This is a genomic window from Dehalobacter sp. (assembly GCA_023667845.1).
Classification (GTDB): Bacteria; Bacillota; Desulfitobacteriia; order Desulfitobacteriales; family Syntrophobotulaceae; genus Dehalobacter.
Map to the genome: position 1 here is coordinate 1 of JAMPIU010000178.1, position 25,399 is coordinate 25,399.

At 45.7% G+C, this 25,399-nt stretch carries 21 protein-coding genes and 1 riboswitch; of the genes, 6 read left to right on the forward strand and 15 right to left on the reverse strand.

The features are described from left to right. The 11 genes from NC238_14780 to NC238_14830 form a co-directional block, all read right to left on the reverse strand. Window positions 1–548, reverse strand: a 548-nt coding sequence (locus tag NC238_14780) for an alpha/beta hydrolase (protein ID MCM1567172.1), incomplete at its 3' end; no start/stop codon positions are given. Between the two features lie 49 nt (window positions 549–597). Beyond that, the gene (locus tag NC238_14785) at window positions 598–1,158 is read right to left on the reverse strand and encodes a PadR family transcriptional regulator (protein ID MCM1567173.1); all 561 of its coding nucleotides are present in this window, start codon (window positions 1,156–1,158) and stop codon (window positions 598–600) included. 121 nt (window positions 1,159–1,279) lie between these two features. Continuing rightward, window positions 1,280–2,323, reverse strand: a complete 1,044-nt coding sequence (locus NC238_14790; GenBank protein ID MCM1567174.1) for a DMT family transporter — start codon at window positions 2,321–2,323, stop codon at window positions 1,280–1,282. 42 nt (window positions 2,324–2,365) lie between these two features. Further along, window positions 2,366–3,196 carry a carbon-nitrogen hydrolase family protein gene (locus tag NC238_14795; GenBank protein ID MCM1567175.1) on the reverse strand — a complete coding sequence of 277 codons (831 nt, stop codon included), beginning with the start codon at window positions 3,194–3,196 and terminating at the stop codon, window positions 2,366–2,368. A gap of 226 nt (window positions 3,197–3,422) precedes the next feature. Continuing rightward, the gene (gene nuoB / locus NC238_14800) at window positions 3,423–4,367 is read right to left on the reverse strand and encodes an NADH-quinone oxidoreductase subunit NuoB (GenBank protein ID MCM1567176.1); all 945 of its coding nucleotides are present in this window, start codon (window positions 4,365–4,367) and stop codon (window positions 3,423–3,425) included. 370 nt (window positions 4,368–4,737) lie between these two features. Continuing rightward, window positions 4,738–6,381, reverse strand: coding sequence for an NADH-quinone oxidoreductase subunit C (locus NC238_14805; protein ID MCM1567177.1), 1,644 nt, complete (start codon window positions 6,379–6,381; stop codon window positions 4,738–4,740). Window positions 6,382–6,469: 88 nt separating this feature from the next. Continuing rightward, window positions 6,470–7,954 (reverse strand): hydrogenase 4 subunit F, encoded by a 1,485-nt coding sequence (locus tag NC238_14810; GenBank protein MCM1567178.1) that lies wholly within the window; start codon window positions 7,952–7,954, stop codon window positions 6,470–6,472. Between the two features lie 11 nt (window positions 7,955–7,965). Further along, window positions 7,966–8,625, reverse strand: a complete 660-nt coding sequence (locus NC238_14815) for a hydrogenase (GenBank protein MCM1567179.1) — start codon at window positions 8,623–8,625, stop codon at window positions 7,966–7,968. Beyond that, complete coding sequence (locus NC238_14820; GenBank protein MCM1567180.1) at window positions 8,618–9,613, reverse strand: NADH-quinone oxidoreductase subunit H; 996 nt, start codon at window positions 9,611–9,613, stop codon at window positions 8,618–8,620. Before NC238_14820 ends, NC238_14815 begins: the two co-directional genes overlap by 8 nt. 40 nt (window positions 9,614–9,653) lie before the next feature. Continuing rightward, the gene (locus tag NC238_14825) at window positions 9,654–11,705 is read right to left on the reverse strand and encodes a formate hydrogenlyase (GenBank protein MCM1567181.1); all 2,052 of its coding nucleotides are present in this window, start codon (window positions 11,703–11,705) and stop codon (window positions 9,654–9,656) included. A gap of 45 nt (window positions 11,706–11,750) precedes the next feature. Next, the gene (locus NC238_14830) at window positions 11,751–12,308 is read right to left on the reverse strand and encodes a TetR/AcrR family transcriptional regulator (GenBank protein MCM1567182.1); all 558 of its coding nucleotides are present in this window, start codon (window positions 12,306–12,308) and stop codon (window positions 11,751–11,753) included. 641 nt (window positions 12,309–12,949) lie between these two features. On the opposite strand from NC238_14830, the gene NC238_14835 reads away from it, so the two are divergent. Genes NC238_14835 through NC238_14845 form a run of 3 tightly spaced genes read left to right on the forward strand, consistent with a single transcriptional unit; the run spans window position 12,950 to window position 16,880 of the window. Then, a complete protein-coding gene (locus NC238_14835) occupies window positions 12,950–14,560 on the forward strand; it encodes a spore germination protein (GenBank protein ID MCM1567183.1) in 1,611 nt (536 codons plus the stop codon). Between the two features lie 38 nt (window positions 14,561–14,598). Beyond that, window positions 14,599–15,651, forward strand: coding sequence for a spore germination protein (locus NC238_14840; GenBank protein MCM1567184.1), 1,053 nt, complete (start codon window positions 14,599–14,601; stop codon window positions 15,649–15,651). Beyond that, a complete protein-coding gene (locus NC238_14845; protein ID MCM1567185.1) occupies window positions 15,648–16,880 on the forward strand; it encodes a Ger(x)C family spore germination protein in 1,233 nt (410 codons plus the stop codon). The genes NC238_14840 and NC238_14845 overlap by 4 nt, the downstream gene beginning before the upstream one ends. Window positions 16,881–16,888: 8 nt before the next feature. Here the strand turns inward: NC238_14845 and NC238_14850 are convergent, their stop codons facing one another. After that, complete coding sequence (locus NC238_14850) at window positions 16,889–18,073, reverse strand: PLP-dependent aminotransferase family protein (protein MCM1567186.1); 1,185 nt, start codon at window positions 18,071–18,073, stop codon at window positions 16,889–16,891. A 257-nt stretch (window positions 18,074–18,330) separates the two neighbouring features. On the opposite strand from NC238_14850, the gene NC238_14855 reads away from it, so the two are divergent. Next, window positions 18,331–19,044 (forward strand): uracil-DNA glycosylase, encoded by a 714-nt coding sequence (locus tag NC238_14855; GenBank protein ID MCM1567187.1) that lies wholly within the window; start codon window positions 18,331–18,333, stop codon window positions 19,042–19,044. On the opposite strand, the gene NC238_14860 is transcribed toward NC238_14855, so the two are convergent. The 3 genes from NC238_14860 to NC238_14870 form a co-directional block, all read right to left on the reverse strand. Beyond that, on the reverse strand, window positions 19,013–19,849 hold the full coding sequence (locus NC238_14860; protein MCM1567188.1) for a S1-like domain-containing RNA-binding protein: 837 nt from the start codon (window positions 19,847–19,849) through the stop codon (window positions 19,013–19,015). The genes NC238_14855 and NC238_14860 overlap by 32 nt on opposite strands. A 157-nt stretch (window positions 19,850–20,006) precedes the next feature. Beyond that, window positions 20,007–20,633 carry a carbonic anhydrase gene (locus NC238_14865; GenBank protein ID MCM1567189.1) on the reverse strand — a complete coding sequence of 209 codons (627 nt, stop codon included), beginning with the start codon at window positions 20,631–20,633 and terminating at the stop codon, window positions 20,007–20,009. Window positions 20,634–20,746: 113 nt separating this feature from the next. Then, window positions 20,747–21,931, reverse strand: a complete 1,185-nt coding sequence (locus NC238_14870; protein ID MCM1567190.1) for a Xaa-Pro peptidase family protein — start codon at window positions 21,929–21,931, stop codon at window positions 20,747–20,749. 494 nt (window positions 21,932–22,425) lie between these two features. Here NC238_14870 and NC238_14875 point away from each other — a divergent pair, with 494 nt between their 5' ends. Together NC238_14875 and NC238_14880 are read left to right on the forward strand one after the other, a co-directional pair. Continuing rightward, complete coding sequence (locus tag NC238_14875; GenBank protein MCM1567191.1) at window positions 22,426–23,796, forward strand: TrpB-like pyridoxal phosphate-dependent enzyme; 1,371 nt, start codon at window positions 22,426–22,428, stop codon at window positions 23,794–23,796. Window positions 23,797–23,996: 200 nt separating this feature from the next. Then, window positions 23,997–24,131, forward strand: a riboswitch (cyclic di-AMP (ydaO/yuaA leader). 3 nt (window positions 24,132–24,134) lie between these two features. Then, on the forward strand, window positions 24,135–25,331 hold the full coding sequence (locus NC238_14880) for an NlpC/P60 family protein (protein ID MCM1567192.1): 1,197 nt from the start codon (window positions 24,135–24,137) through the stop codon (window positions 25,329–25,331). Window positions 25,332–25,399: the final 68 nt, after the last annotated feature.

Sequence of the window (25,399 nt, forward strand, 5' to 3'; positions counted from 1 at the left end):
TAGAATAGTTTTTTTAGTCCGCGATCTCCAAAACACATATGGAACATCGCTGTAAAAAGGAAAGAACCCTTTTGCGGTCCCACGCCGGATGGGCAAAGCAAAACAAGCTTTTCTACTTTTTCCGGCCGGAAAACAGCATACTTGATCGCGAGCCAGGCACCTAAAGAAATCCCGATTATACTTGCTTTATCGATCGCTAACGCTCCAAAGACATCATCAAGCCACTCCGCATAAGCAGAACTGTCGAAAGGCAACTGTTCTTCGGCGCTTTTTCCTGGTTCCCCTGGAATATCGACGGCATAGACGCGAAAATGCTTCATATAGGTCGGCATATCCCCCAGCCACATCACGGAATTCATCCCGCTGCCATGAAGAAGGATCAACGGCGGCGCGTTTGGATCGCCTCCTGCTAAAACAAACGTTTTGCCATACCGGGTAGTCAGATGGATCGTCTCATATTGCGCTGACCATTGTTCCAATAAAGCATCATACATTCTGAGAACTTCTTTTTTCCCTTCCGGAGTGCGGAAGGCCATTCCGTTTTTCATAGCTTTCCCTCCACTGAATATTCATCTGCCATTTTCTTCTTGTCGTTTATTATTGCTGAAAATCGCCGCTAAGCTTATTCCGGACGGTTTCCAGCCAGCTCAGTTCATTTTCACAGGATGAAATGATATTCTCTTGAATCATCTCCCACATAGTAAGTTCCCTTTTGCTTCTGGCTGGTGAAAACCTGCCTCTGCGGCTTTTCTCTTTTTCCAGGATGATCTGCATTTTAATTTGCTCTTCATATGCCAACAGCAAACTTTTTAATTCCTCATCATTCAGGAGATCCGACCAGGCAAGCTGTATCAGAAAGGTTTTTTTGATTTCCGCGATTTCCGGTGTTGAAAGCACCCATTTTTTCAATTCTACGATCCCCTCTGCCGTGATCGTATATATTTTTTTGGCAGGTGAACTTTCCTGCATCTGGATTTCATTGGTCACAAAACCCAGGTTCAGCAGTTCAACCAAGGCTTTATAGATCTGATTGTTATTGCCGGACCAATACATAAACGATGAATCCTGAATAATTTTTTTCAGATCATACCCCGTCAGAGACTGCGTACTGAGAATTCCCAGAATCGCATAATTAATGGACATCATCATGGGCATCATTTTTTTCTTCACTTCCATTCAAAATAATACAATAACATATGTTATTAATAACATATGTTATTGTATTTGTAAAGTGCTATCCCATTTATAAAAAGTTTTAATATCAAATAAGGTTAAATGTTTAATGCTTGTGATGCATATCCGGTGCATGATGATGTGCATGTTGTATGGTTTCATGTTCGTGCGGATGACTGTGTTCCCCTGATGTAAAATCACCGTGAACATGGGTATGATGGCCGTCACCATGATGATGGCGATGGTCATGACACAACACTTCGTGACGATGTTGATGGTCATGTTTCTCCCTAGCCGCATAATAGGCCCCAAATATCATTAGAATAGCTGCCATAATAAAATTGCTTGTTATGGGTTCTTTGGCGACAATAAAAGATAAGCCGACGCCAATAAACGGTGCAATGGCATAATAGGCGCTTGTTCTGGCCGCCCCGAGGTCTCTCTGGGCTCTGACATAGAAAAAGATACTGAGGCCATAAGCGAAGAATCCCAGTATTAGCGTAAAAAGTATATAGCTGTAACCGGCTGTCATTTGCTTGGTGACAAAGGCAATAAGCAAGGAACCTGTTCCAGACCCCAATCCTTTAATGACGACGATCTGCATGGGATCTTTCAGCGAAAGCATTTTCGTAAAATTATTCTCTAATCCCCAGCAGAGACAGGCCAGCAGGACAAATATGGAACCTGCCGAAAAAGAAAGTCCTTGAAGATCTTTTAAAGATAAGAGTATGCTGGAAGCCGTAATGAGAATGATTGCTGTCCAAAGTCTTTTCCCGATTGTCTCCTTAAAGAGCCACAAGGCAAGAAGTGCGGTCGCCGCGATTTCAAAATTGCTCAATAGAGATACATTAGCAGCCGCAGTCGTACTCAATCCGACCAGGAGCAGAATAGGCGCACTCATATCCAAAATCACCATTCCAATTGTAAAGGGCAGATCGTTCCTGGCAATACCTGCTTCTTTAGATAACGGCCTATTTGCTTTAATGATCAATCGCAGCGCGAACATGCCGGTGCCAGCACCCAGATAAAGAAGTGCAGCGATCATGATCGGCGATAAATGGGACAATAACAATTTGGACAATGGCGTGCTTATACCGAAAAGTGCAGCTGCCAGGAGTGCCTGGAATACTGCAAATTTTTGTTTCTGCATCGAAAATCCCTGCCTTATTGACATAATCTCGGCGTCACGTAATCAGCATTTTGAAGTTAATTGATACAGGTCTGACCTTCTCTGGGCAAGCAGCGGCAATTCACGTCGGACTTTAGCCACTTCAGCCAGGTCAAGATCCTGAATGATACAACCTTCGCGTTCATCCATTTGCTGCAGGACATTTCCCCACGGTCCGACCATGATCGTGTGCCCCCAGGACGTATATCCGGCTTCCGGATCACGGGCCGGAGCAGCGCCCACCATAAAAACCTGATTATCCACTGCCCGGGTTCGGAACAGGACCTCCCAGTGGGCCGGCCCGGTCGTCATATTAAAGGCTCCCGGCACAATAATCATTTTAGCGCCCTGATCGACCATCAGTCTCGCCAGTTCCGGAAAGCGCAAGTCATAGCAGATACAGATTCCCATCGTTCCGAATTCCGTGTCAAATACAGTAGCCTTGTTTCCGGGGCTTAAGGTATCCGATTCCCGAAATTGCTGTCCGCCCTCAATCTCGATATCAAAGAGGTGAACTTTGCGGTGTTTGCCTATTTGCCGGCCTTGGCGGTCAAACACATACGAAGTGTTATAAATCTTGTTCTCCCGGTCTTTTTCCGGCATCGAACCTGCAACGAGATAGATCTTATACTTTACGGCCAGAGATGAGAGCTTCTGCCAGCACGCCCCGCCCTCTTCCTCTGCATAATCAGGAAATAAAGATGTCTGATATGGGCAGTTAAACATCTCCGGCAGAATGACCAGATCAACATTCTCTTTAGCCAGGCTGTCCAAATGTTGTTGGAGACGGTCGAGGTTCTCCGATTTCTCCGGAGAAACTTTTAACTGAAGCGCCGCAGTTCGAACAATAGACAAGATGATCCATCCTTTACAAGTTATTTGTCCTTTGATTTATCATTTACTATCTTTGTTCTTTGCCTAAGAAAAAACGAATCCTAAAATACTTCTATTTTGGATTCGTATCTGCTTACTATCATTATCATACGTGCTCGGAAAAAGTCAACAAGCAGACTGATTTGTACTGCTCCATACCATTCATAGTACCGTGATACCAGTTCTCCATAGCCGTTGAAGTAATAATTCACTTCATCCGGTCCAGCGCTTTCAAGATGCCGTAAATAATGGCCTGAGGCCGTGGCGGGCAGCCGGGGATATACACATCGACCGGTACAATGGTATCGATGCCGTTGTTGGTGGCATAGGAGTCCTTAAAAATGCCACCGCTGCAGGCGCAGGCACCCACTGCTACGACGAGCTTCGGATCAGGTGCTGCATGATACGTCTTCACCAGCGCCTGCTGCATATTTCTGGTTGCAGTGCCTGTCACCAAAAGCATGTCGGCATGTCTTGGCGACGCCACAAAACTGATTCCGAGCCTTTCAATATCGTTGACGGGATTATTCAGCGCATTGATCTCATAATCACAGCCGTTGCAGGAACCGGAATCGACTTCTCTGATCTGCAGACTCCGGCCGAACATCTTTTTGATCTTTGCTTCCAGGTCACTGCAAACCGCTTCGTAGGAAGTGTCAGGCAGGTTGTTTTCATCAATCATCAGCGTTTGGTTTTTGACAGATACGCTCTTATCCACGTGGAGCATTGCTTTATCCTTTTCAGCCAGCTCAAATTGGTTGGTGGTCGTTACTGCACCTGCCGGACAGACTTCTTCACACAGCACACAGAAGATGCACGCGTCATAGTTAATCCCAATGATGCCTGCTTCCTTAGCCATCACGATTGCCTGAGAGGGACAGCGCAGGACACATTCCCCGCAAAAACTGCACTTTTCAGGATTGATTTCGGTCTGCCCCAGGAACTGGGCGCCACTGGCGGGTATCTTTGGATATTCCTGGGTAAGCCTTGGGTATTGGATGATTTTTTTTAGCATCTTAAACATTTTTTTGTCTTCCTTGCTCGTACCGTATATTTTATCAATAGATAAATTATTATTTTGGGCCTGTCTGCGTGCCACAGTTCCGCTTTCGGCCGTTGTGTCATCCTTGACCCGTCGCTCCTTGCCATCCATGGCATCGCGACATTAGGCCATCCGTGGCCGTCAAAGGCCGCGCTACGCACTCCATGCTCCGCTTGACGCTGGAACCGTGGCACGCAGACTGATCAAAAGCTGATTAGTAATTTCTGCATGCTAGACATTGATATAAGTTGATTGATTAAACTAAGTTATACGATTACAACTATTTAAAATATCTACAAAAACGAGCTACATTCTGACATGCAAACCTGCTTGAATATGCATAAGATCAGTCTGGGGGCCACAGTTCCACTGTGAGCGGAGCAGGATTGCGCAGCGCGGCCTTTTGTGCCATGGATGGCACAATGGCCGAAAAGTGGTATTGTGGCCCCCAGACTTGCCCCAGATCGTAGTATGCCTCTCCTTAGAGATCGTTCCCTGCGTAGGAAAGGTTAAAGCTTTTATTGATCAGCGGAAAGTCCGGCACAATATTGCCTTTGACTGCATGACAGAGGGCCGGCCAGTTGCAGAAAGACGGCGTCCTGATTTTATAGCGGTACACAGTGTTGTTCTCGCCTGTCATCAGCCAGTGGATGTTTTCGCCGCGCGGGGCTTCGGTCAAACCAAAAGCAAAGCGATACGGCTCAACAGCTTCAACAGGTTCCAGAACCTTCCCTGAGGGCATTTGATTGATTGCCTGGACCATCAGGTTAATGGATTCAAAGCACTCCTCTATTTTGGTATTCAGCCGGCAGTTAATATCGCCGTTGTAATGTTCCGGAATATTGAACTTGAGCTGCGGATATGCCGCATATGGAAAAGATTTTCGAACATCATAGCGCAGTCCTGAAGCCCGGCCGCCGGGGCCGACCGTATTCAAATCGGCAGCAATTTTCTGATCTAGAATACCGGTATTTTCAATTCTGTCAATAAATAAACTGTTGGCTTTGATAATCTCGACAGTATCCTCGAGCTCACAGCGGATTTTATTCAGCTGACCAATCAAACTGGTTTCCTTCCCGGCCACAAAGTCTTTGCGTACCCCGCCCGGTTTATTGACACTTCTCAGGAAGCGCATGCCGCACAGTTCATCAGCTAAGGCATAGGCCCAGCCTCTGATCATCCGGAACTGAAATGTTGCAAACCCGTAAGCAGCGTCAAGACAAACCCCGCCGAGATCGCCAAGATGGCTGGTCAGCCTCTCCAGCTCGGCAAAAATGACCCGGGTGTAGGCTGCCCTGACCGGAACTTCGATTCCGGCAATCTTTTCGATGGCCTGACAGTACGCCAGGGAATTGGCAAAGGTCTCATCTCCTGAAATCCGTTCCGAAATATACAGGCATTTCTCAATGCTTTGCTGTTCGGCCAGTTTCTCTATTCCTTTATGGACAAAGTACAATTGTGCTTCAAGATTGATGATCGGTTCTCCGGCCACACTGAAACGAAAATGGCCCGGCTCGATGATTCCGGCATGGACAGGTCCAACGGGAATCTCATAGACCCCTTCCCCTTCAACCTTGCAAAAACTGATTTCTTCTGCCGCCCGCTGCGGTCTGTATCCGGCTGGAAAAGCTTTATGCAGCGGATAAACCCCGTTCGGCCAGTTGCTATGAAAAACCAGTCTTTTGGCATCCGGGTGGCCTATCGGGATGATTCCGAATAAATCCTTGATTTCCCGCTCGTACGCTGCCGCAGCCTGAATGATATTGCTGACTGACGGTATTTCCATTTTGTCAGGACTGACCGACACTTTGATCACCAGAAGCAACGCATCCTGTCTGTCCGCAAAAACGTAATAAACGCCAAAGCAGGAATTCTGGCTTTGCTCATCATTGGCAAACATCAGGACGAGCGGATAACCCAGTTCTTTATTCATGTAGGCGCATATTCCGGGAATACTTTCCGAAGCTGTATTCAGATAAAGCTCATGATCGTGGCTATTCCTGTTTTTCTTGCCTATATCGGTCAACTCTGCAACGCAAAACTTTTCCGCGAGTATTTGTTTTAATTCGGATGCCTTCATCATCTCTACCTCTATTTTCAGCAATATTTCATTTACTAGTGCCACGTTCTCAAATTCCCTGCTCAAATAATTCATACAAGCTTGATTAGCCAAAATTACCATTTTGTTTTAACAGGACTTACGAATCCCTTCATTAGATTGTACCTAGGATAATTCCCTGGGCCTGAATGATCAGCTCCCGGACTGTTTCCGGCAAATAAACCCCGCCGACTGTAACGGCTGCCAGCAGAATGACCAGGCAGATTGTTCCGAGAATGTTGATTTCTCCTGTTTTGGCAGCAGCAGCCTCCGTACTGTCCGGCTCACCATAAAACATTTTAAAAAGCGTCACAGCGATGCCGGCAAATACAGCCGCCAGAAGCAGAATGAACACCATTCCGACCCAAAGGCTGGATTGGTTGAAAATTGCGGCGGTAATACTGAATTCACTCGCAAATACGTTGAAAGGCGGGGTTCCGGCAATTGCAAACAGACCGAGCAGAAAGACCGTTCCCGAAACAGGCAGCGTTTTCAGAATCCCTTTGATCTTGAAAATCTGTTTGGTGTCATATTTCTGCATGATATTGCCGGCAGATAAAAACAGCATGGACTTGGTCAGCGAATGGTTAATCATATGCAGCAGCCCGCCGAAAATAGACAGCGGTGTAAAGATCCCGATCGCAACAGCGATAATTCCCATATGTTCAATACTGGAATAAGCCAGAAGCCGTTTATAATCCTTCTGCGTCAGAATAAATATAGCCGCGGTAGCAATCGATAAAATCCCGATCGCGATGAGGAGCCTCCCGGTAAAGCTGCTGCTTCCCTGATTGTGATTCACAATGGCCGTCGTCCGGATAATGCCATACATCGCACTGTTCAGAAGAACACCGGACAGCATAGCACTGATCGGTGATGGAGCCTGACTGTGCGCATCAGGCAGCCAGGTATGCATCGGAGCAAGGCCGGCTTTCGTCCCGAATCCGACCAAAATAAAGATGAAGGCCAGGCGCAGAACAGAACTTTTTAAGGATGCCGCGTTGGCATACAGCGCCGTCCAATCCAAAAATGAGCCGCTCTCCAATATTCCGGCCGAAGAAAGGTGCAGTAAAATGATACCGAGCAGGGCAACCGCAATACCGACAGAACAAATAATCACATACTTCCAGGCAGCTTCAAGCGCATAACGATTGTTATAAAAGCCGACCAAAAAGGCTGAGGCCAGCGTTGTCGCTTCGATCGCAATCCACATCAGACCCATGTTTTTGACTGTCAGCGCCAATATCATCGTAAAAATAAAAGTCACCATCAGCATATAGTACAGTCGGATTTTTGGGGCCGGCAGCTTATCCTGTCTGACTTCTTCCTCAAGATAACCAATCGAAAAGATGGCCGCCATCAAACCTATCGTCAGGACAATGTCCAGAATCATCATGCTCAGGGCATCGAGATAGAAAAATCCGCCCAGCCAAGAATAAGCAATCGCTCCATACAGTATGACGTTATGGGTCAGGATAGCTGCGATGATCAGCAGCAGCACGGCTGATGAGACACTGACGAGGTGCTGCAGCCGCTTCGGTTTAAGTATAAAGAGCAGCAGTAAGGCAATGATTGGAATGACCAGAAGTAAAAAGCCCATATCGTTGTATCTTATCCTTTCAGATTATTGAGTTGATCCGTATCAATGGAGTCAAATTGGTCATTAATGCGAAACGTCAGCATGCCCATAATCAGAACGAAGGTAACCAGGTCAATGAATATCCCAAGATCCACAATGAAAGGCATTCCCTGCGTTGCGAGCATGGCTGTGATATACAGACCGTTTTCGATGACCAGAAAGCCAATGATTTGTCCAAGCGCTTTTTTACGGCTGATCATAAAGAAAAGGCCGATCCAGATCACGGAGATCGAGTTGACGAGCTGCATATTGGACATCCCCTGGCTGCTGCCGTCAATCGAAGCCAGCGTGAAGTAAGAAAAAACAACCAGTCCGCAGCAGACCAAAACCAGGATTGGAATATTCAAGATAAAGTCTTTTTCAACTCTGTACCTTACAGAGGCATATGTCCTGTTCAGAAGACCTGGAATGTAGATGACTTTCAGAACAACAATCAGGATACAGACAATCAAAATATCCCAGCGTCCTTCGTCCAACAGGCTTCTGACTCCCATGACCCCGGCAGCCAGAGCAATCAGCATGGACTGAATCCGGAAAGACTTGATATAGGAGCTGATTCGTTTATTGGCCATAAGCACAAAAGAAGAAAGTAAAATAAGTACAGACAAGGTTTCCGAAAGATTTTCAGACATGATAACCTCCCAGGATAAAGAATTGCAAAATTCCCAGAAAAGCAAGAATAAAAGATAAGGCTGCCAGATTCGGGATGCTGAAAAGCTTGAACTTAACTGTATTGACTTCAATCAACGCGATGACCACCGCCATAAGGACCACTTTGAGCAAATAAAGCAGAAGTGATAAAATAACAGCGCCGAAACCCATAAACGGAATCAGCTGGTCATGCGGAATGAAGATATTCACAAACAGTGTCACGAAAACAAGCTGTTTCACAGCTGCGCCGTATTCCAGTAAAGCCAGATGACGGCCTGAATATTCCAGGATCATCGCCTCATGCACCATCGTTAATTCCAAATGGGTGGACGGATCATCGACCGGAATCCTGGATGTCTCCGCAATGATAATGATCAGCAGCGCCAACCCCACCATCATATAAACCGGATGAGCAAAAGGAAACCCTGTAACCTGTACGGTCTGCATCATGCGTGGCAATGAAGTGGACCCGGAAAGGAGCCCTACCGTAAACAGGGCTACAAGAATGGATGGTTCAATCAGTGAAGAAATCATGGCCTCCCTGCTGCTTCCCATCCCGCCGAAGGTACTCGCCGTATCCAGGGCGGCAGCCATCATAAAAAATCTACCAAGTGCCAGGATGGAAACGAGCATAATAAAATCACCCGGAATCAGAACCGGTACAATCTTGGTTGATACAGGGACCAACAACGCACCAGTCAGAGCTGTCGCAAAAACGATATACGGAGCTGCCTTGTAAATCCACGAAGATACCTCTGAAACGACAGAGGTCTTTTGCAGCAATTTATAAAGATCAAAATACATCTGCAAGACAGGCGCACCTTTGCGCTTTTGAGTCAAAGCTTTGACCTTTTTGATCAGGCCGCCCACAAGCGGTGCAGCCAAAAGAGTAACAATCAGTTGAATGATAATATAGGCGATGCTGTTCATTGCTTCATTCCCTATCCTTCCCGGTGTACAGTCTTTCATTAAACTTCCGCCTCGAATGCCAATCCCTCAGTCTAATTGTTTAAGCCAAACGGTTATAGAGCATCAGTAAGAGAACCGCGGCAAATATATAGATCAAATAATTATGGATACTGCCGGTTTGAATCTTATACTTTGTTCTTTGGGAAAATTTCTGAAGTCTTTTGATGACCGGATGATAGAGGTAATCTTCAAATATCGAAGCAACTGTCGTCGCATATTCGATTGACTCCGGATAATAGAAGGAGTCCCCCTCTGTCGTAATTTTCCTGGTTGGTCTGAACAAGATCCTGAAAACAATCTTGATCGGTTTGGAAAAACCGGTTGCGCTGTACTGCATACGCGCATTCAGCGCTTCAAAGCCGCAGTCCCACGTTCCGTATTTCCGTTCGATATATTTACCGCCAACGATCCGGATGACCAGAAGCGCCAACAGGATGATTCCGGCCAAGGCCAGGATCAGTGCAACTGGAGATATGCTGCCTGGGGAAACCGTCAGCGGATAATAAGCCAGCATAAAGCCTCCCTGAAGCTGACTGAAGACTGAGCCGCCGCCGAGACTGCCAACGACCGGATCCAAGAGCTTTAAGATCGTTAACGGAAAAAGTCCGATGCCGAGACAGATCAACGCAAGAAGGCCCATTCCGATATTCATGGTTTTGGGAACTTCCTGCGCATTCGCGGCTTGTTCGCTTCGTGGAAGGCCTAGAAAGGATATCCCGAACAGCTTCACAAAACAAGCAGCGGCCAACGCTCCGGTCAATGCCAGCGCTGCCACGGCGACCGCCGAAAAGAAGTTTAAGCCGATCTGTCCGGGCAATATATTGGCAAATATGGACTGATATGTCAGCCATTCACTGATAAAGCCATTAAACGGGACAATGGCCGATATGGCCAAAGAAAAGCACAGGACCATGAGACCGGTAACGGGCATCTTTTTCAGAAGCCCGCCAAGTTTTTCGATATCTTTGGTATGTACGGCATATTGGATTGCTCCGGCTCCGAGAAATAAACCACCTTTAAACAAGGTGTGGTTGAACGTATGCAGCAGCGCTGCTGTTAAGGCCAGACCGCCGACGAGCAAATGGTTCTGGGCAAAGGCGATATACGAGACCCCTAAGCCAATCAGAATAATCCCGATATTTTCTACGCTGTGAAAGGCCAGCAATCTTTTGATATTATGTTCCATCAAAGCGTAGGCAACCCCAAGCACAGCCGACAGCATGCCCAAAACAAGAATGACAATTCCCCACCAAGTATTCTGTACGCCTAAATAGCAAAGCACAAAACGGATCAGTCCGTAGATAGCCGTCTTGATCATGATTCCCGACATCAGCGCCGAGACATTGCTCGGGGCAGCCGGGTGAGCGTAAGGCAGCCAGATATGCAGCGGGATAACGCCTGCTTTTGTGCCAAAGCCAACCAAAAATAAGATGAAGGCAATGTTTCTGGCCATTTCGGGGATCACCGTGCCGTTTTGAGCAACAATCAGATCGAAGGAATGCGTATAGTGATAAATGATCATGAATCCAATTAAAAGACAAGCAGTTGCCAGATGGGTCATCACAATATAGACCGTTCCGGCTTTTTGATTTTCTTCTTTCTCCGATTCAAATACGACCAGGAAATAAGACAGCAAAGACATTGCTTCCCAGGAGATATAGAAAAATACGGCATTGGCCGAAGTCAGCACAAAAAACATCGAAATGATAAACATTACATATAGAAAGTTAAACAGGCCGATGTTCCTTTTCCCGTTGTAATGGGAAATATAGCCGATCGAGTAGATCGAAACACAAAAGACCAGGATCGACAGCGCCAGCACAAAGAACGCAGAAAGATTGTCAATACTGATATTTAGGGTAATGAACGGAATTGCGGATTGCAGCGAAAAAATGTTCAGCGTTCCAACACCCGAGAAAATTTTCCCGACTGAAGCTGCCGCTGCGACTGCGGAAGCCGCGATACATAGCGCATTAACAATGATATTGCCGGTATTTTGTTCTTTGACGAAGAGATATCCAAGGGAAATAGAAGCTCCGAGCAAATAGCCAAATATCGAGACCAGATATAAATGATGCAGTAAAAGCTCCATGAGACATTCGTCCTCCATCTATGAAATCAAATGTGGAATCAACGTTTAACCATTTGAACAAATCCCTCGCCAGAAATTCTCCCAGATCTCCTCAAAATGCCCTGTTACATCTTCAGGCTGATAAATGAGGATGCTTGACAGCAGCCCGTGCGTCATGGCTGTATAGGATATTGCCACGGATTCAGGGTCCTGACGCCGGATGACCCCCTTATCCATATTGGCCTGAATAATATCTTTAACCATTTGGAACCGCTCTTCTGATAAGCGGTGGATTTTGGCGATCAGCGTTTCAGCGAAGGCTTTGGGCGGAAAAAGCAACAGTCTCTTCCAGAAATACAGTTTGGTCAGCGATTTGTCATAGTAATCAAGAATCATAAAGAACATGCTTCGCAGATCTTCGCAATGCTCGTTAATCTCCAGGAAATATTGATTAATTTCCCGATTGATGACCGCATACAATAAATCTTCTTTACTGGAAAAATGAGCATATATCGATGCTTTTTGGATGCCAACTTCACTGGCAACTTCGGTTAGGGAAAACCCTGTCCCGTTGTCTGCGAACAATCTGAAAGCCGAGTCCATCAGCTTCTTCTTTGTTTCCACCGTAGTGTCCCTCCAAAAAACAAAATACCTACCTAACGTTAGGTAGCCTCAATAAATTATAGGATTGACCCAATAACTTGTCAAGCAGCTCTAGAAAGGTTCATAAACTTATTACCGGAAAATACTATCTATGTCGTTCCCCAATTTGTTGCTGCTATTCGCTATCATAACAAAGAAAAAGTGAGGTGTTACTATTGAAAAAACTCCGTTTGTCATCAACGGAGAGATAACATATCAGGTTACAATTCAGACAAAAGGAGAAATCGATGAAAATAACGGTTTAAGGCTGACTAAAGAAGATATTGAGCAACTAGAATCTGTTGCTAGTGAAAAAATAAAAAAATAGCCACTGCAACAGTTAAGCAGGCCAAAACTTACAAGATTCTTTGGCTTCTCCGAAAAGCTGCATCACAAAGATCCCAAAACATTTCATGCTTTGGGATCGGAATGGCGGAAAGCTTTTGTGAACGCTAATGTTGAAATTAATGTGAAAGCAAAGATTATTAGCACCGGCAGACTGAAAGAAGAATTAGAAGTGAATCCTTTGAATAAATAAAATTCCTTTTAGAAAAGTTCATAAATTTTCCTGAACTGGCAAACAATAATACTATACCGTTTAGATAGGATGAGGCCAACAAAAGATGTTTATCAATCGACTGATGAAAACCTTAAAAAGCTGGACAAATACAGCACCTGAGCCTACCTCTGCCCCGGAGCCTCCCAAAAAACAGCCGCTGTCCAGAAATTATGAGGATAACATAAAAAAGCTGCAGCAGCTTTTTGCCAATTGTGCGGACGTCCAGTTCCACCCATTTCAAATTGATTTGGAAGAACCGGTAAGGGCTTTCATCGTCTATGCCACAACCATTACGAACAATCAAGTGATCAGTGATTCTATACTGAAAACCCTGTTGGAAGAGACGCATAAACTTCAGCAATTGATAAAGGCGGGTAACGCAAACCTACTGCAGATCATTCAGGACAGCCTGCTGAATCTTACTGACACCAGCACTGTTTCTTATCTGGATGAAGTCGAACAAAAAGTGTTTGCCGGCAATGCGGTTCTGATCATCGACGGTTCGTCTTCCGCTCTGGCTGCCGGGGTACGAGGCGGTGAAAATAGGTCCATTGTTGAGTCTGATACCGAACCGGGTGTGCGCGGGCCAAAGGATGGGTTTATTGAATCCATTGATACAAACATGAGCCTCATCAGAAGACGTTTGAAGACCAGCAAACTTAAGCTGGAAACTTCAGAAGTCGGTGAGCTAACCCATACGAAAATTGCGATCTGCTACATTCAGGGGATTGTGAATGAACAATTGCTGCAGGAAGTGAAGCAACGGATTGGCAGAATCAAAACGGACAGCATACTGGAGAGCAGTTACATTGAAGAATTGATTATGGACGAGCAGTATTCCCTGTTTCCGCTGGTGCAATACACGGAAAGGCCCGATAAGGTCGCTGCCTCGCTGTTGGAAGGCAGAATCGCGATTCTGGTGGATAATTCTCCGATGCCGCTGCTCATTCCGGCGACATTTGTAACCATGCTACAGGCAGCCGAGGATTATTATCACGGTTCAGTATTTGCGACGTTTACAAGGATTCTGCGATTGATTGCCTTGAATTTGGCCTTGTTACTGCCGTCAGTCACCGTTGCCGTCTTCTCCTTTCACCAGGAATTGCTGCCGACGCATCTCGTCAGTTCAGTGGCAGGAACAAGGCAGGGTTTACCGTTGCCAATTGCTTTGGAGATCCTTGTCATCGAGTTTACTTTTGAACTTTTGCGGGAAGCCGGTGTCCGGCTTCCGAAAACCATTGGCCAAGCTATCAGTACGGTTGGCGGTTTGGTTATCGGCCAGGCAGCGGTCAATGCAGGCCTGGTTTCCCCGATTTCCGTTATTGTCGTAGCGACCACGGCAATCGCGTCTTTTTCGATCCCAAACTATGATGCCGGATATGCACTCAGGATACTGCGGTTTATATTGATTTTACTGGCCAGCTTTCTGGGAGGAGTCGGTATCATGTTCGGCCTGATGATCATCCTGATCCATCTCTGCAGCCTACGTTCTTTCGGTGTTCCTTATTTGATTCCGTTTGCTCCTTTAAGCCTTGGCGAAATCAAAGATATCCTAGTCCGGGCCCCATGGTGGGCGATGTCCAAACGGCCGAAGTCGTTCCGTACGGTGAATCCTGTCCGTCAGAAAGACAACCAGGGGCCGTCGAAACCAAAGTATAGGAGGATAAGGTCATAAATTCAGAAAAGATATCCGGTATACAACTTGCTTCTTTAATGTTTATGATTGTCATATCCACTGCGATCCTGTTAATTCCCGGCATAACAGCGGAAAAGGCCGCAGAATCAGCCTGGCTTTCCGTCCTGATTGCGCTTGCTGTCGGGATCGTTAACCTTATGCTGATTTATTACCTGGGACGGCGGTTTCCAAAGCTGACGCTGCCCCAATATGCTGAAATCCTGCTCGGCAAAATCCTCGGAAAAGTCGTGACTTTCGGCTATGTATTATTCTTTCTGACCATAAGTATCTTGGTAATAAGAGAATTTACTGATTTTTTGAATATGAACCTTATGCCCGAAACTCCACCTTATGTTTTTCAAACAGGTTTGATAATTGTGGCTGCCTATGCAGTTATTAAAGGAATCGAAGTGATTGTGCGGGTCAACCAGTTTATTCTGCCTTTATTTATACTGTCTCTGGTGGTCTTGCTGGCATTAGCCCTCAGAGATATGGATCTAAACAATCTGCAGCCTTTTCTGGATAAGGGTATCCTGTCCGTTCTGGATGCTTCCCTTGTTCCTGTAGCCTGGTTTGGTCAGATTGTTGTACTCGTATTTTTATTCCCAAAAGTAAACCAGGCAGAGGATATTTTAAAGAATGGCATCTTCGGAATTATTGCTGCCGGTATCCTGCTGACTTTCATTACTGTTGCCACCCTTACTGTTTTTGGGCCGGAATATACGGGTGATATGTACTTTGCTTTTCTATATTTAGCTAAATATATCAAATTCATTACAATTCAAAGGCTTGAATTCCTTGTTATTTTTATCTGGGTATCCGGTATCGTGGTCAAAGTAGCCGTCATGTATTACCTGGAGACAATGACCTTAGTCCGGATGTTTTCTCTCCAAAGCAAGAAGTATATTCTCCTGGGGCTTGCTCTACCCAACATTATTCTACCAAACTTATTATTTGAGAGTCCTGTTGATGTCGGTCATTTTCTTAAGAATATATGGCCATCGATCGCTTTAACGTTTGAGCTGCTGATCCCTGGTCTGCTGTTGCTGCTGACTGTCATCAAAAAGAAAAAAGTGGGGCGTTACCATTGAAGAAACTACTGAAAAAGCTCCGTTTTAGATACATAGGGATCTTCAGCGTTTTGTTCTCACTGTTATTATTCTGTTCAGGATGCTGGAGCAATAAGGAAGTCGAAACGCTGGCTTTTGTCACACTAAGCGGCTATGACTATACCCAAATCAACGGTCAGGATGTTTGGACTGCAGCCACGCTGATCCTGAAGCCGCAAGGCGGTCAGGGACAAGATGAAGGAAAGAAGTCCAGTTTGAGCGGCAATGCAGAACAGCTTCTCACCGGTCAGGGACCAACAATGCAGGATGCAATTAGAAATTATTCCGCAAAACTGCCGACTGTCCCTTTTTATGGTTACGCTACAGGCACGATTATTGGGGAAGAGGCCGCCAAAAAAAAAGTACCTGAGATTATCGAACATCGTTCCCGCTTCCCGCAGACCCGGCCCCGCGATATCCTTTTGGTAGCCAAAGGTGAAGCCAAGGAAATACTTAAGACGAGAGGCACGATGGACCAGTCGTTTTCTACGGAGGTATCCCAGTTTATCGATTTAAAAGCCACAAACACCGGCAAATCTTATGGTATGTATTTCTATAAGTTTGTATCCTGGCTGACAAGCAATGACCGTGATGCCGTTTTACCGCAAATTAAGATTATACCCTTGGAATCGGATAACAAAGAATCCGGAGCTAATCCCAAAACTGAAGGAAGCATTATCGAAGGCCTGGGTGTTTTTCAAGCTGGCCATTTGATGGGCTGGCTTGATCAGGAACAAACCCTTGGTTTTCTGCTGCTGACGCAAAAAATTAACAAAGGCCCGATTTCCATCCCCGTTCAGAAGGACGGAACCATGTTTAACTATTTTCTAAGCAGTTCAACGTATAAAGTAAAACCGGTTGTCTCCAACGAAGAAATATCTTATCAGGTTGCAATTCAGACGAAAGGAGAAATCGATGAAAATAACGGTTTAAGGCTAACTAAAGAAGATATTGAGCAATTAGAACCTATCATTAGTGAGAAACTAAAAAAAATAGCCACCGCAACAGTTAACCAGGCCAAAACCTACAAGGCTGATTTTTTGGGTTTCTCCGAAAAGCTGCATCACAAAGATCCCAAAACATTTCATGCTTTGGGATCGGAATGGCGGGAAGCTTTTGTGAACGCAAATGTTGAAATTAATGTGAAAGCAAAAATCATTAGCACCGGCAGACTGAAAGAAGAATTAGAAGTGAATCCTCCGAATGAATGAAATCCACATCAGACAAATTCGCGCAGGACACCGGCAAGGCTTTGCAGTCCTTCTTCAATTTTATCGTCAGGCATATTCGAAAAATTGATTCGGAAAGTATTTTCCCTGCCGCCGTTCGGGAAGAATGAACCGCCGGGCACAAACGCGACGTTCTTTTTCAGGCTTTTGATCAGCACATCCCTAGCATTGATATCCGCCGGAAGCTCAATCCAGGCGAAAAGCCCTCCTTTGGGTCTGGTAAAGGTGACTCCCTCGGGGAAATGATCCTCCATCAGTTTTACCGTCAGATTGCGGCGTCTTTTGTAGACCTTGCGAATTTTTTCAATATGTTCATCGATATTATACAATTCAAGGTATTTGGCGATTTCTCTCTGCGCCAGGGTGTTGCACTGCAGATCCGTTCCCTGTTTGACAAGGACATATTTTTCAATCACTTTCTGATCCCCGGCGACCCAGCCAATCCGATAACCCGGGCAGAATATTTTGGAGAACGTTCCGAGGCTTAAGACGCAGCCCTCCTGATCAAAAGCCTGCAGGGACGGAAGCGGTTCATCTTCAAAACGCAATTCACCATATGGATTATCTTCAATAATCATAACCTGATGTTTCCTGGCCGCCTTAACCAGATGTTCCCTTCTGGAAAGACTCCAGGTCCTGCCTGTCGGGTTTTGAAAGTCGGGAATGACATAAATGAGTTTAACGTTCGGTGTACTGTCCAGTATCCTGTCCAGTTCCCCAGGAATCATGCCCTCCTCATCCGTCGGCACCTCTTTAAACTCGCAGCCATAAGCTTTGAACGCACTGATGGCAGCAAGATACGTCGGGCTTTCGCACAACACGATATCGCCTTCATCCAAAAAAACCTTTCCTGAAAGATCCAAGGCCTGCTGTGAACCGTGGGTCAAAAGGATACTGTCCGGCTCAAATTGGGTGCTCAGCCGATGATTCATACGTGCTGCGATCCATTTCCGCAAAGGAAGATAGCCTTCAGTCGTCGTATACTGTAAAGCCTCTGTCCCTTCTTCTTCCAGCACAATCCTGCTGACTTCTTTAATTTCATCAACCGGAAACAGCTCCGGCGCCGGGAGTCCGCCCGCAAAGGAGATGATTTCCGGATTTTCCGTAACTTTTAGTATTTCCCTGATTTCTGAAGCTTTCAAATGGTTGATCCTTTTTGCATAGTTATATTCCATAACGTTCTCTTTTTCCTGCCTTTTCGCACAAATTCACATATCTATTAGTATCCCACATTTAAGCGGAAGATTAAAGTCCCAATATCTGCGGAGGTTTTCTTCCTAAGAACCGTTAAGAGCCTTCATCCCCTTCTGAGAATCAACGCCTAAGATCAAACTGCTTTCCTGAACGTTCAGGAATGTTTTACCCCGCGATATCCAGCTCTCTCTGTCATGTGATGATCTAAAATGATATAATTGGTTGCGAGGTGATTTGAATGCAGATCCTAAAAAATGACTGGGACGATTTGCTTCATACGGAATTCGCGAAAGAATATTATCAGAAACTTAGAAAGTTTCTGATCAACGAATATAAGACAAAAACGGTTTATCCCGATAAATACGATATTTACAATGCCCTACATTATACCGCTTACAAGGATGTAAAAGTGGTCATTCTGGGCCAGGATCCCTATCATGGCCCTCAACAAGCCCACGGTTTAAGCTTTTCTGTTCAGCCGGGTGTTCAGGCCCCGCCGTCCTTGATGAATATCTTTAAAGAACTGCACGATGATCTGGGATGCTATGTTCCAAATAACGGATATTTGAAAAAATGGGCCGACCAGGGCGTCCTGCTGCTGAATGCTTCGCTGACCGTCCGGTCCGGTCAGGCCAATTCCCACAGCAACATAGGCTGGTCCCAATTTACAGATAAAATCATTGCGCAGTTAAACGATCGGGAAGACCCTGTCGTTTTTATCCTCTGGGGGAAGAATGCCCAGTCAAAACTGAGCATGATCACGCAACCCAGGCATTGTATCATCAAATCCGTCCATCCCAGTCCGCTGTCAGCCCATGCCGGTTTCTTCGGCAGCAGACCATTTTCCAGGGCCAATCAATTTTTGGCCTCGATTGGCAAGAAGCCTATTGACTGGCAAATAGAAAATCTGCCTGCCTCATTTACCACATCAGCCGGATCGCATCGTCCGTGATTTGGACTGCACCTTCTTTGAGCAGCCTGCCTAACGCCCGCTTGAAGGCAGATTTGCTCATTTGCAGTTCCAACTTGATTTTTTCAGGAGAACTTCTGTCATTGAGCTTAAGCACACCGCCGTTTGCTTTTAACTTCTCAAAAATGACCCGGGCATCCGTCTCTATTTGCTGCGCGATCTCTTGTCTTAAGCTTAATTCCAGCTTGCCATCCTGTCTTACCTTCTTGATTCGGACGTCGACCTTATCACCGATCGCAATGCTGCCATACAATTCCTTATTTGGAATCATCCCGTGATATTGATTATCCACGGCGACAAACGCGCCAAACTCAGGATTAAAGTTATAGACAGTGCCATGAGCATTGTCATTTTCTTTATAAGGAGCGTTCATTTTGAGCAAATCATATATTTTCATTGTGGCATATAACTGATGGCTGTTATTGAGCGCCAATCCCACCAGGTAGGTACCGCCTTTTTTGACCTCACCGACTTGCTCTTTAAGCGGCAGCAATAAGTCTTTCTCCAAACCCCAGTCTAAAAAAGCGCCAAATTCTGTCGTATCGACGACAGTTAACGCAGCCGTTTCACCGAGTACCAACCTTGGTTTTTTTATGGAGGCCATGATCCTTTCTTTCGTATCTCTATACACAAATACTTCAATTTTATCACCTATTTTGACGTTCCTTGGAGCCAGGTTTATCGGTAATAATACACTATTTTGCGTATCGTTCTTTGCATTCAGGATATGCCAATTTTGAGATGTCTTCACGACTTTCAGTTCCTGCATTTTGCCATATTCAATCATCTAAATTCCCTCTTTATTTCATATATCAGATCTTAGTATTTCCTATTATATCTTTATTTAAAAGATTGTACTACCATCGGTCATTTTTATAAAAATCCAGGAAATCATACGAGCGTTGATTCCTGGATCAAACCGTCATCTAATACTTGATTTGCAGTTAATTCACAAGTTCAAATTCGCTGTTTTGCCGATTATAACGAAAGACCTCACCAGTTTCAATGATATAGTACCAGCCTTCCATGGTCAGCGTCTGATTCAGGACTTTTTCCCTGATAAACGGATAAGTTAACAAATGTTTGAGCTGCTCAACAATGTTGATTTGTTCAGTCATCCATTCCCTTTTTGCCATATCTTGTTCCGGGATATCCATTGCTGCTATTTTATCCTTAACCGGTCCGGCCAACTCCAGCCATTTCCGGGTATGCGGAATGGATTCCATTTCTTTCTCCGAGGCATACAGTGATTTGCACCCTCCGCAATTGGAATGGCCGCAGACGACGATATGCTGAACGCCAAGGATATTGATGGCATATTCAATCGCAGAAGTCGTGGCCAGGTATTCCTCTATATTGCGGTAAGGCGGTACGATATTGGCAATATTCCGGATGACAAACAACTCTCCGGGCAATGTCCCAGTGATCAAATTGGGGACCAGTCTTGAATCCGAGCAGCCGATAAATAAAGTGTGCGGGCTTTGGGAATTCCCTAGTTCCTCAAAAAGCTGCCTGTGCTGCTGGAAATCCGTTTCTTTAAATTGAATAAGGCCCTGAAGTAATTTCTCCATATTTTACATCCTTGCTTCTTATTTATAGATAAGCCTTATACACATAAGTCATCTTTCCGGCCATTTTGCCGTCCATAACGATATTTGCGCCGTTGAAAAATTCCTTGATAGTCTTATACCTCGATAATATCCGTTCCTCCGCCCGTAAGACATCTGCCGCCGGCAGCACTCACCACATAGGTGTCTTCCACGCCTACCATGCCAATGTTGGGCAGACCCTTTTTCGGTTCGAGCGCGATGACCATATTCTCAGTGAGTTCCGCTAGAAAACCATTCGTAATCACAGGCAGCTCATCGACATGAAGTCCGACGCCGTGACCCAGAAACTTGACTTGCCGTTCTCCATACCCCATAAAATTCCGCCTGAAGTCTTCACTGAGCGTGCCCATGACAGATTGATAGATTTCTGACGGTATCGCCCCCGGAATCAGCTTCGCTGCCAGACGCTGTTCAACTTCCAGACAGGAACGATGAGCCTTCACGACATCGGCAGCAGGCTTGGCTCCAAAAATGTAGACTTGGGTTTTATCGGAATGATAGCCATTGCAGCCAAAACCAACATCGACAAAAACCAAATCCCCCTTCTTCAGCTTCCTTTCCCGGCTGCCTAACAAAGGAACGGCAGGACACATGCCATATGCCCCTCCGGGCCCGTCAAAGCTGGTCGGATAAAGAGAACTTTCGCCAAAACCGATCTGTCCGGCAACCATTTCCGTCTGGAACATTGAAAACCGGCTGACGCCATGATGTCCAATCTTGATCATGGCGGCATAAAGTTCCGCCACAAAATCAGCCTCGCTCATACCTTCCCTTAGTAGCGGAGGAACAAGTTCATGCAGCAGCTTGCAATGGGCTTTCCCTGCTTGTTCTATCCATTCAAGTTCGTAGGATGATTTGACCGATCTGACCGACAGCACCACCTTGTCCACTGAATGGATATCTGTCATTGTGAAGTATTTCTTCAGCCGCTGCAGCATGGCAAGCGGCACGATTTCTGTCTCGAGATAGGTATTTCCTAGCTCAGGTCCGATCATCCCGGCCGCATCACGGTAACTTTCCATCGGATAGATCGTGGTCAGGGGCGATTCAGCTTTGGCGCGCTCATAGCTTCGGCGTATAAAATAGTGCCGGGTCCGGTCTTTTTGAATTACAAGCATGCCGTCCTGCATTGTTCCTGTAAAATAATACTGATTTACTTTACCCAAAATAAGGACAGTATCCCATTCAGGACAGGTCCGATCCATGAGGCTGCATAAGTGATTCAGTCTCCGGTCAAGTTCGTTTATCATAAGTGCCACAGCCAATTCCTCCGTTAGACAATGTATCGTGTACTTCTCTAGAGTTTACCATACTTTGCGTTTTTTCAAAATGGTGCAATTCCCTGACTATGGGGTTCTTGCATTCTCTTGACAAAAAACTAATTTCAAGCTAAGATTTAAACAATATTTGATACTGTTAAACCGCAGAATGAGAGTAGTAACATGATGTTTGCTGTTTCAAGAGAGCCGCAGCCGGTGGAAAAGCGGTAACAGCACTAATGTGAATGGACTCATGAGGGCCGTGCAGAGATTACAAAGAGTAAGCGTATGCAGGCCGGGAACTCCGCCCGTTATGAATGGAGCGTATGTCCGTCATACGTTTTAAGCGGCGTGTAAACGCAAGTTGGGTGGTACCGCAGAGATCAAAGTCTTTGTCCGATAGTTTGGATAAAGGCTTTTTTTAATAGATTTCCTTTATTCATCGAAGATTAATCAAAAGATAGTTATTAATAATTTGGAAAGGAATGAAGACCATGACAAGCATACCTTACAAAATCTATTTACCTGAAGAAGAGATGCCCAAGTACTGGTATAATGTAAAAGCTGTTATGAAAGAGCTCCCGCCGCCCTTTATCCATCCGGGCACCATGAAGCCCTGCACCGCAGATGATCTGCGGCCGATCTTCTGTGACGAACTAATTGAACAGGAATTGAACAACACGGACGAATATATCGAAATTCCTGAGGAAGTTCGCGAATACTACAGGATGTACCGTCCTTCCCCGCTCGTGAGAGCCTATAATCTTGAAAAGCTGCTGGATACACCTGCAGAGATCTATTTTAAATTTGAAGGCACGAATACTTCAGGTTCCCACAAATTAAACTCTGCTGCTGCTCAGGTCTATTACGCCAAAAAACAGGGTCTGTCTTCGCTGACAACGGAAACCGGCGCAGGACAATGGGGTACGGCCTTATCGATGGCCTGTGCGTTTTATGATATTCCATTAACCGTCTATATGGTGAAAGTATCTGCAGAACAGAAACCCTACAGGAAAGCTGTCATTGAAACCTATGGCGGAAAAGTCATTCCATCTCCTTCCGACACGACGGAAATCGGCCGGAAGATTCTGGCTGAAAACCCCGGCACAGGCGGTTCTCTTGGCTGCGCGATTTCGGAAGCGATTGAAACATCTGTCAAAACCGAAAACTGTCGTTATGTACTTGGTAGCGTACTCGACCATGTCCTGCTGCACCAGTCCGTGATCGGCGAAGAAACCAAGCTTGCCTGTGACAAGTACGGCATTGAGCCAGAAATGATTATTGGCTGTATCGGCGGCGGTTCGAACTTTGGCGGTCTGGTTGCACCTTTCATGGGTGACAAGATCCGCGGCAAAAACAATATCGAGTTTATTGGTGTTGAACCTGCCTCCTGCCCTTCTCTGACCCGCGGCAAATATGCGTTTGATTTTGGGGATACAGGAAAAACGACGCCCCTGATCAAAATGTATACGCTCGGATCAGGGTTCATTCCCTCTCCGAATCACGCCGGAGGCCTCAGGTATCACGGTATGAGCGGAATCGTTTCCAAACTGTACAATGACGGCTATATGACAGCCCGGGCAGTTGAACAGTCCAAGGTATTTGAAGCAGCTACAGCCTTTGCGCGCTGTGAAGGCATCCTGCCTGCTCCAGAATCCGCACATGCTTTGCGGGTTGCAATGGATGAAGCGCTCAAGTGTAAAGAAACCGGTCAAAAGAAGACCATCCTGTTTGGCCTGACTGGCACCGGATATTTTGATATGGCTGCTTATATGAGCTATAACGCCGGCACAATGACAGACTATATTCCGACCGATGCCGATCTGGAAAAAGGCTTTGCTACGCTGCCAAAAGTGGATCTGTAGAATCAGCATTCCTAACAGACTTCGTAATATGGGAATGTATTTAAACACAGCCTACGAAGGGCGTTTCAAATAAATTGAGGCGTCCTTCGTTTATATATCTTGGGTGTTGTAGCTTTGCACAGCGTTATAAATTTTTCGTCCCGAGGCAGGATATTTTAATTATGTGTCGAATTACTACAAAATTGCGTATTATAATATAAACTAAATAAGAGCTGAATCCAGGCTAGCCTGGAGCGGGGGAACTTCTTTTTCTGGGGTGAATCGCATTTTGCGTAGGGCCTATACCTTTGGTCCGAATCCGTCAACTAACCTCGTAAGCTAAGAAAGGTGAAAATTTGATGCATTTTAAGCAGATCATTTGCGTTACCTTGACCTGCCTTAAAAAGATATCATGGAAATCACCGCGCCTGCTCGGTGGTTTATTTATTACTATGATATTAATCGGGTCGTTTGCCTGTTACCTTGCCGCCCCAATGAATGCCATCGCTGTCTCTGTCAACGGAAAACAACTTGGACTTGTCTTTAACCAAAATACTGCAGATACACTTATGGCGTCTGCAGCCAAAGAAAAACCTTACGAGATGGCCTATACCAATATCACCGTCAGCAATGCCGATTATCTTCGTTCTGCGCTGCGGCCAAACAATGTTGAAGAAAAAATTAACCAACCCTACGACGCCTATCAGTTCGCCATCAATGGTACTGCGATTGCCGTTTTGCCAGATGCGGGAGATATTGATCAGGTCTTAAAAGAGTTTCAGGCCTATTACGTGAAACCCACGAAAGATAATGTCGTGACTTCCGTTAAGATCGCCGAAGACGTCACATTCTCCAAAACAACCGCCGGGCTTTCCCAAATTCAATCACCTGAACAAGTTTTGAAATCTTTGATTGATCATAACTCCCTTACGGTCATCTGTCAGGGGAAATATACGGAAACCCAGAAAATCCAATATGATACCATCACCAAGAAGGATTATAAGCTCGGCTTTGGTAAAAAAGAAGTGATTACGGCAGGCAGTGACGGATCGAAGTCCGTAACCTATTCTTATGTCCAGAGTAACGGCAAGTATTCGGAAAAGCAGGTTGTCAAGGAAACGATTCTCCAGGACGCTGTGACGGAAGTGATTGCCGAAGGCCCGACTGCCAAGCCGATCCTGGTTGCTTCCAGATCCAATAGCTATTCAAATGTCGTTGATTATGCACTGGGCTATGTCGGATGCCCGTATGTTTATGGCGGAATAAGCCCCGGCGGGTTTGACTGTTCCGGATTTACCCGCTATGTATACGCTGCGGCCGGTGTCTCCCTTCCCCATTCCTCTTTCGCGCAGTATGCTTCCGGTGCCCCGGTTGGCAGGGATGAGCTGCAGCCGGGAGACCTTGTCTTTTTCTCGACCTATGCCCGGGGCGCCTCACACGTCGGTATTTATATTGGCGGAGGACAATATGTGCACGCCTTTAATTATTCAACCGGCGTTGTCGTATCCAATCTAAGCGCGCATTCGTCCAGTTATCTTGGTGCCCGCAGATATTAACAACTTTACTGGCAAGAGTTATCGAAACGAGTAGGATGATGCTAATAGTTAACTTTTAGCATCATTTT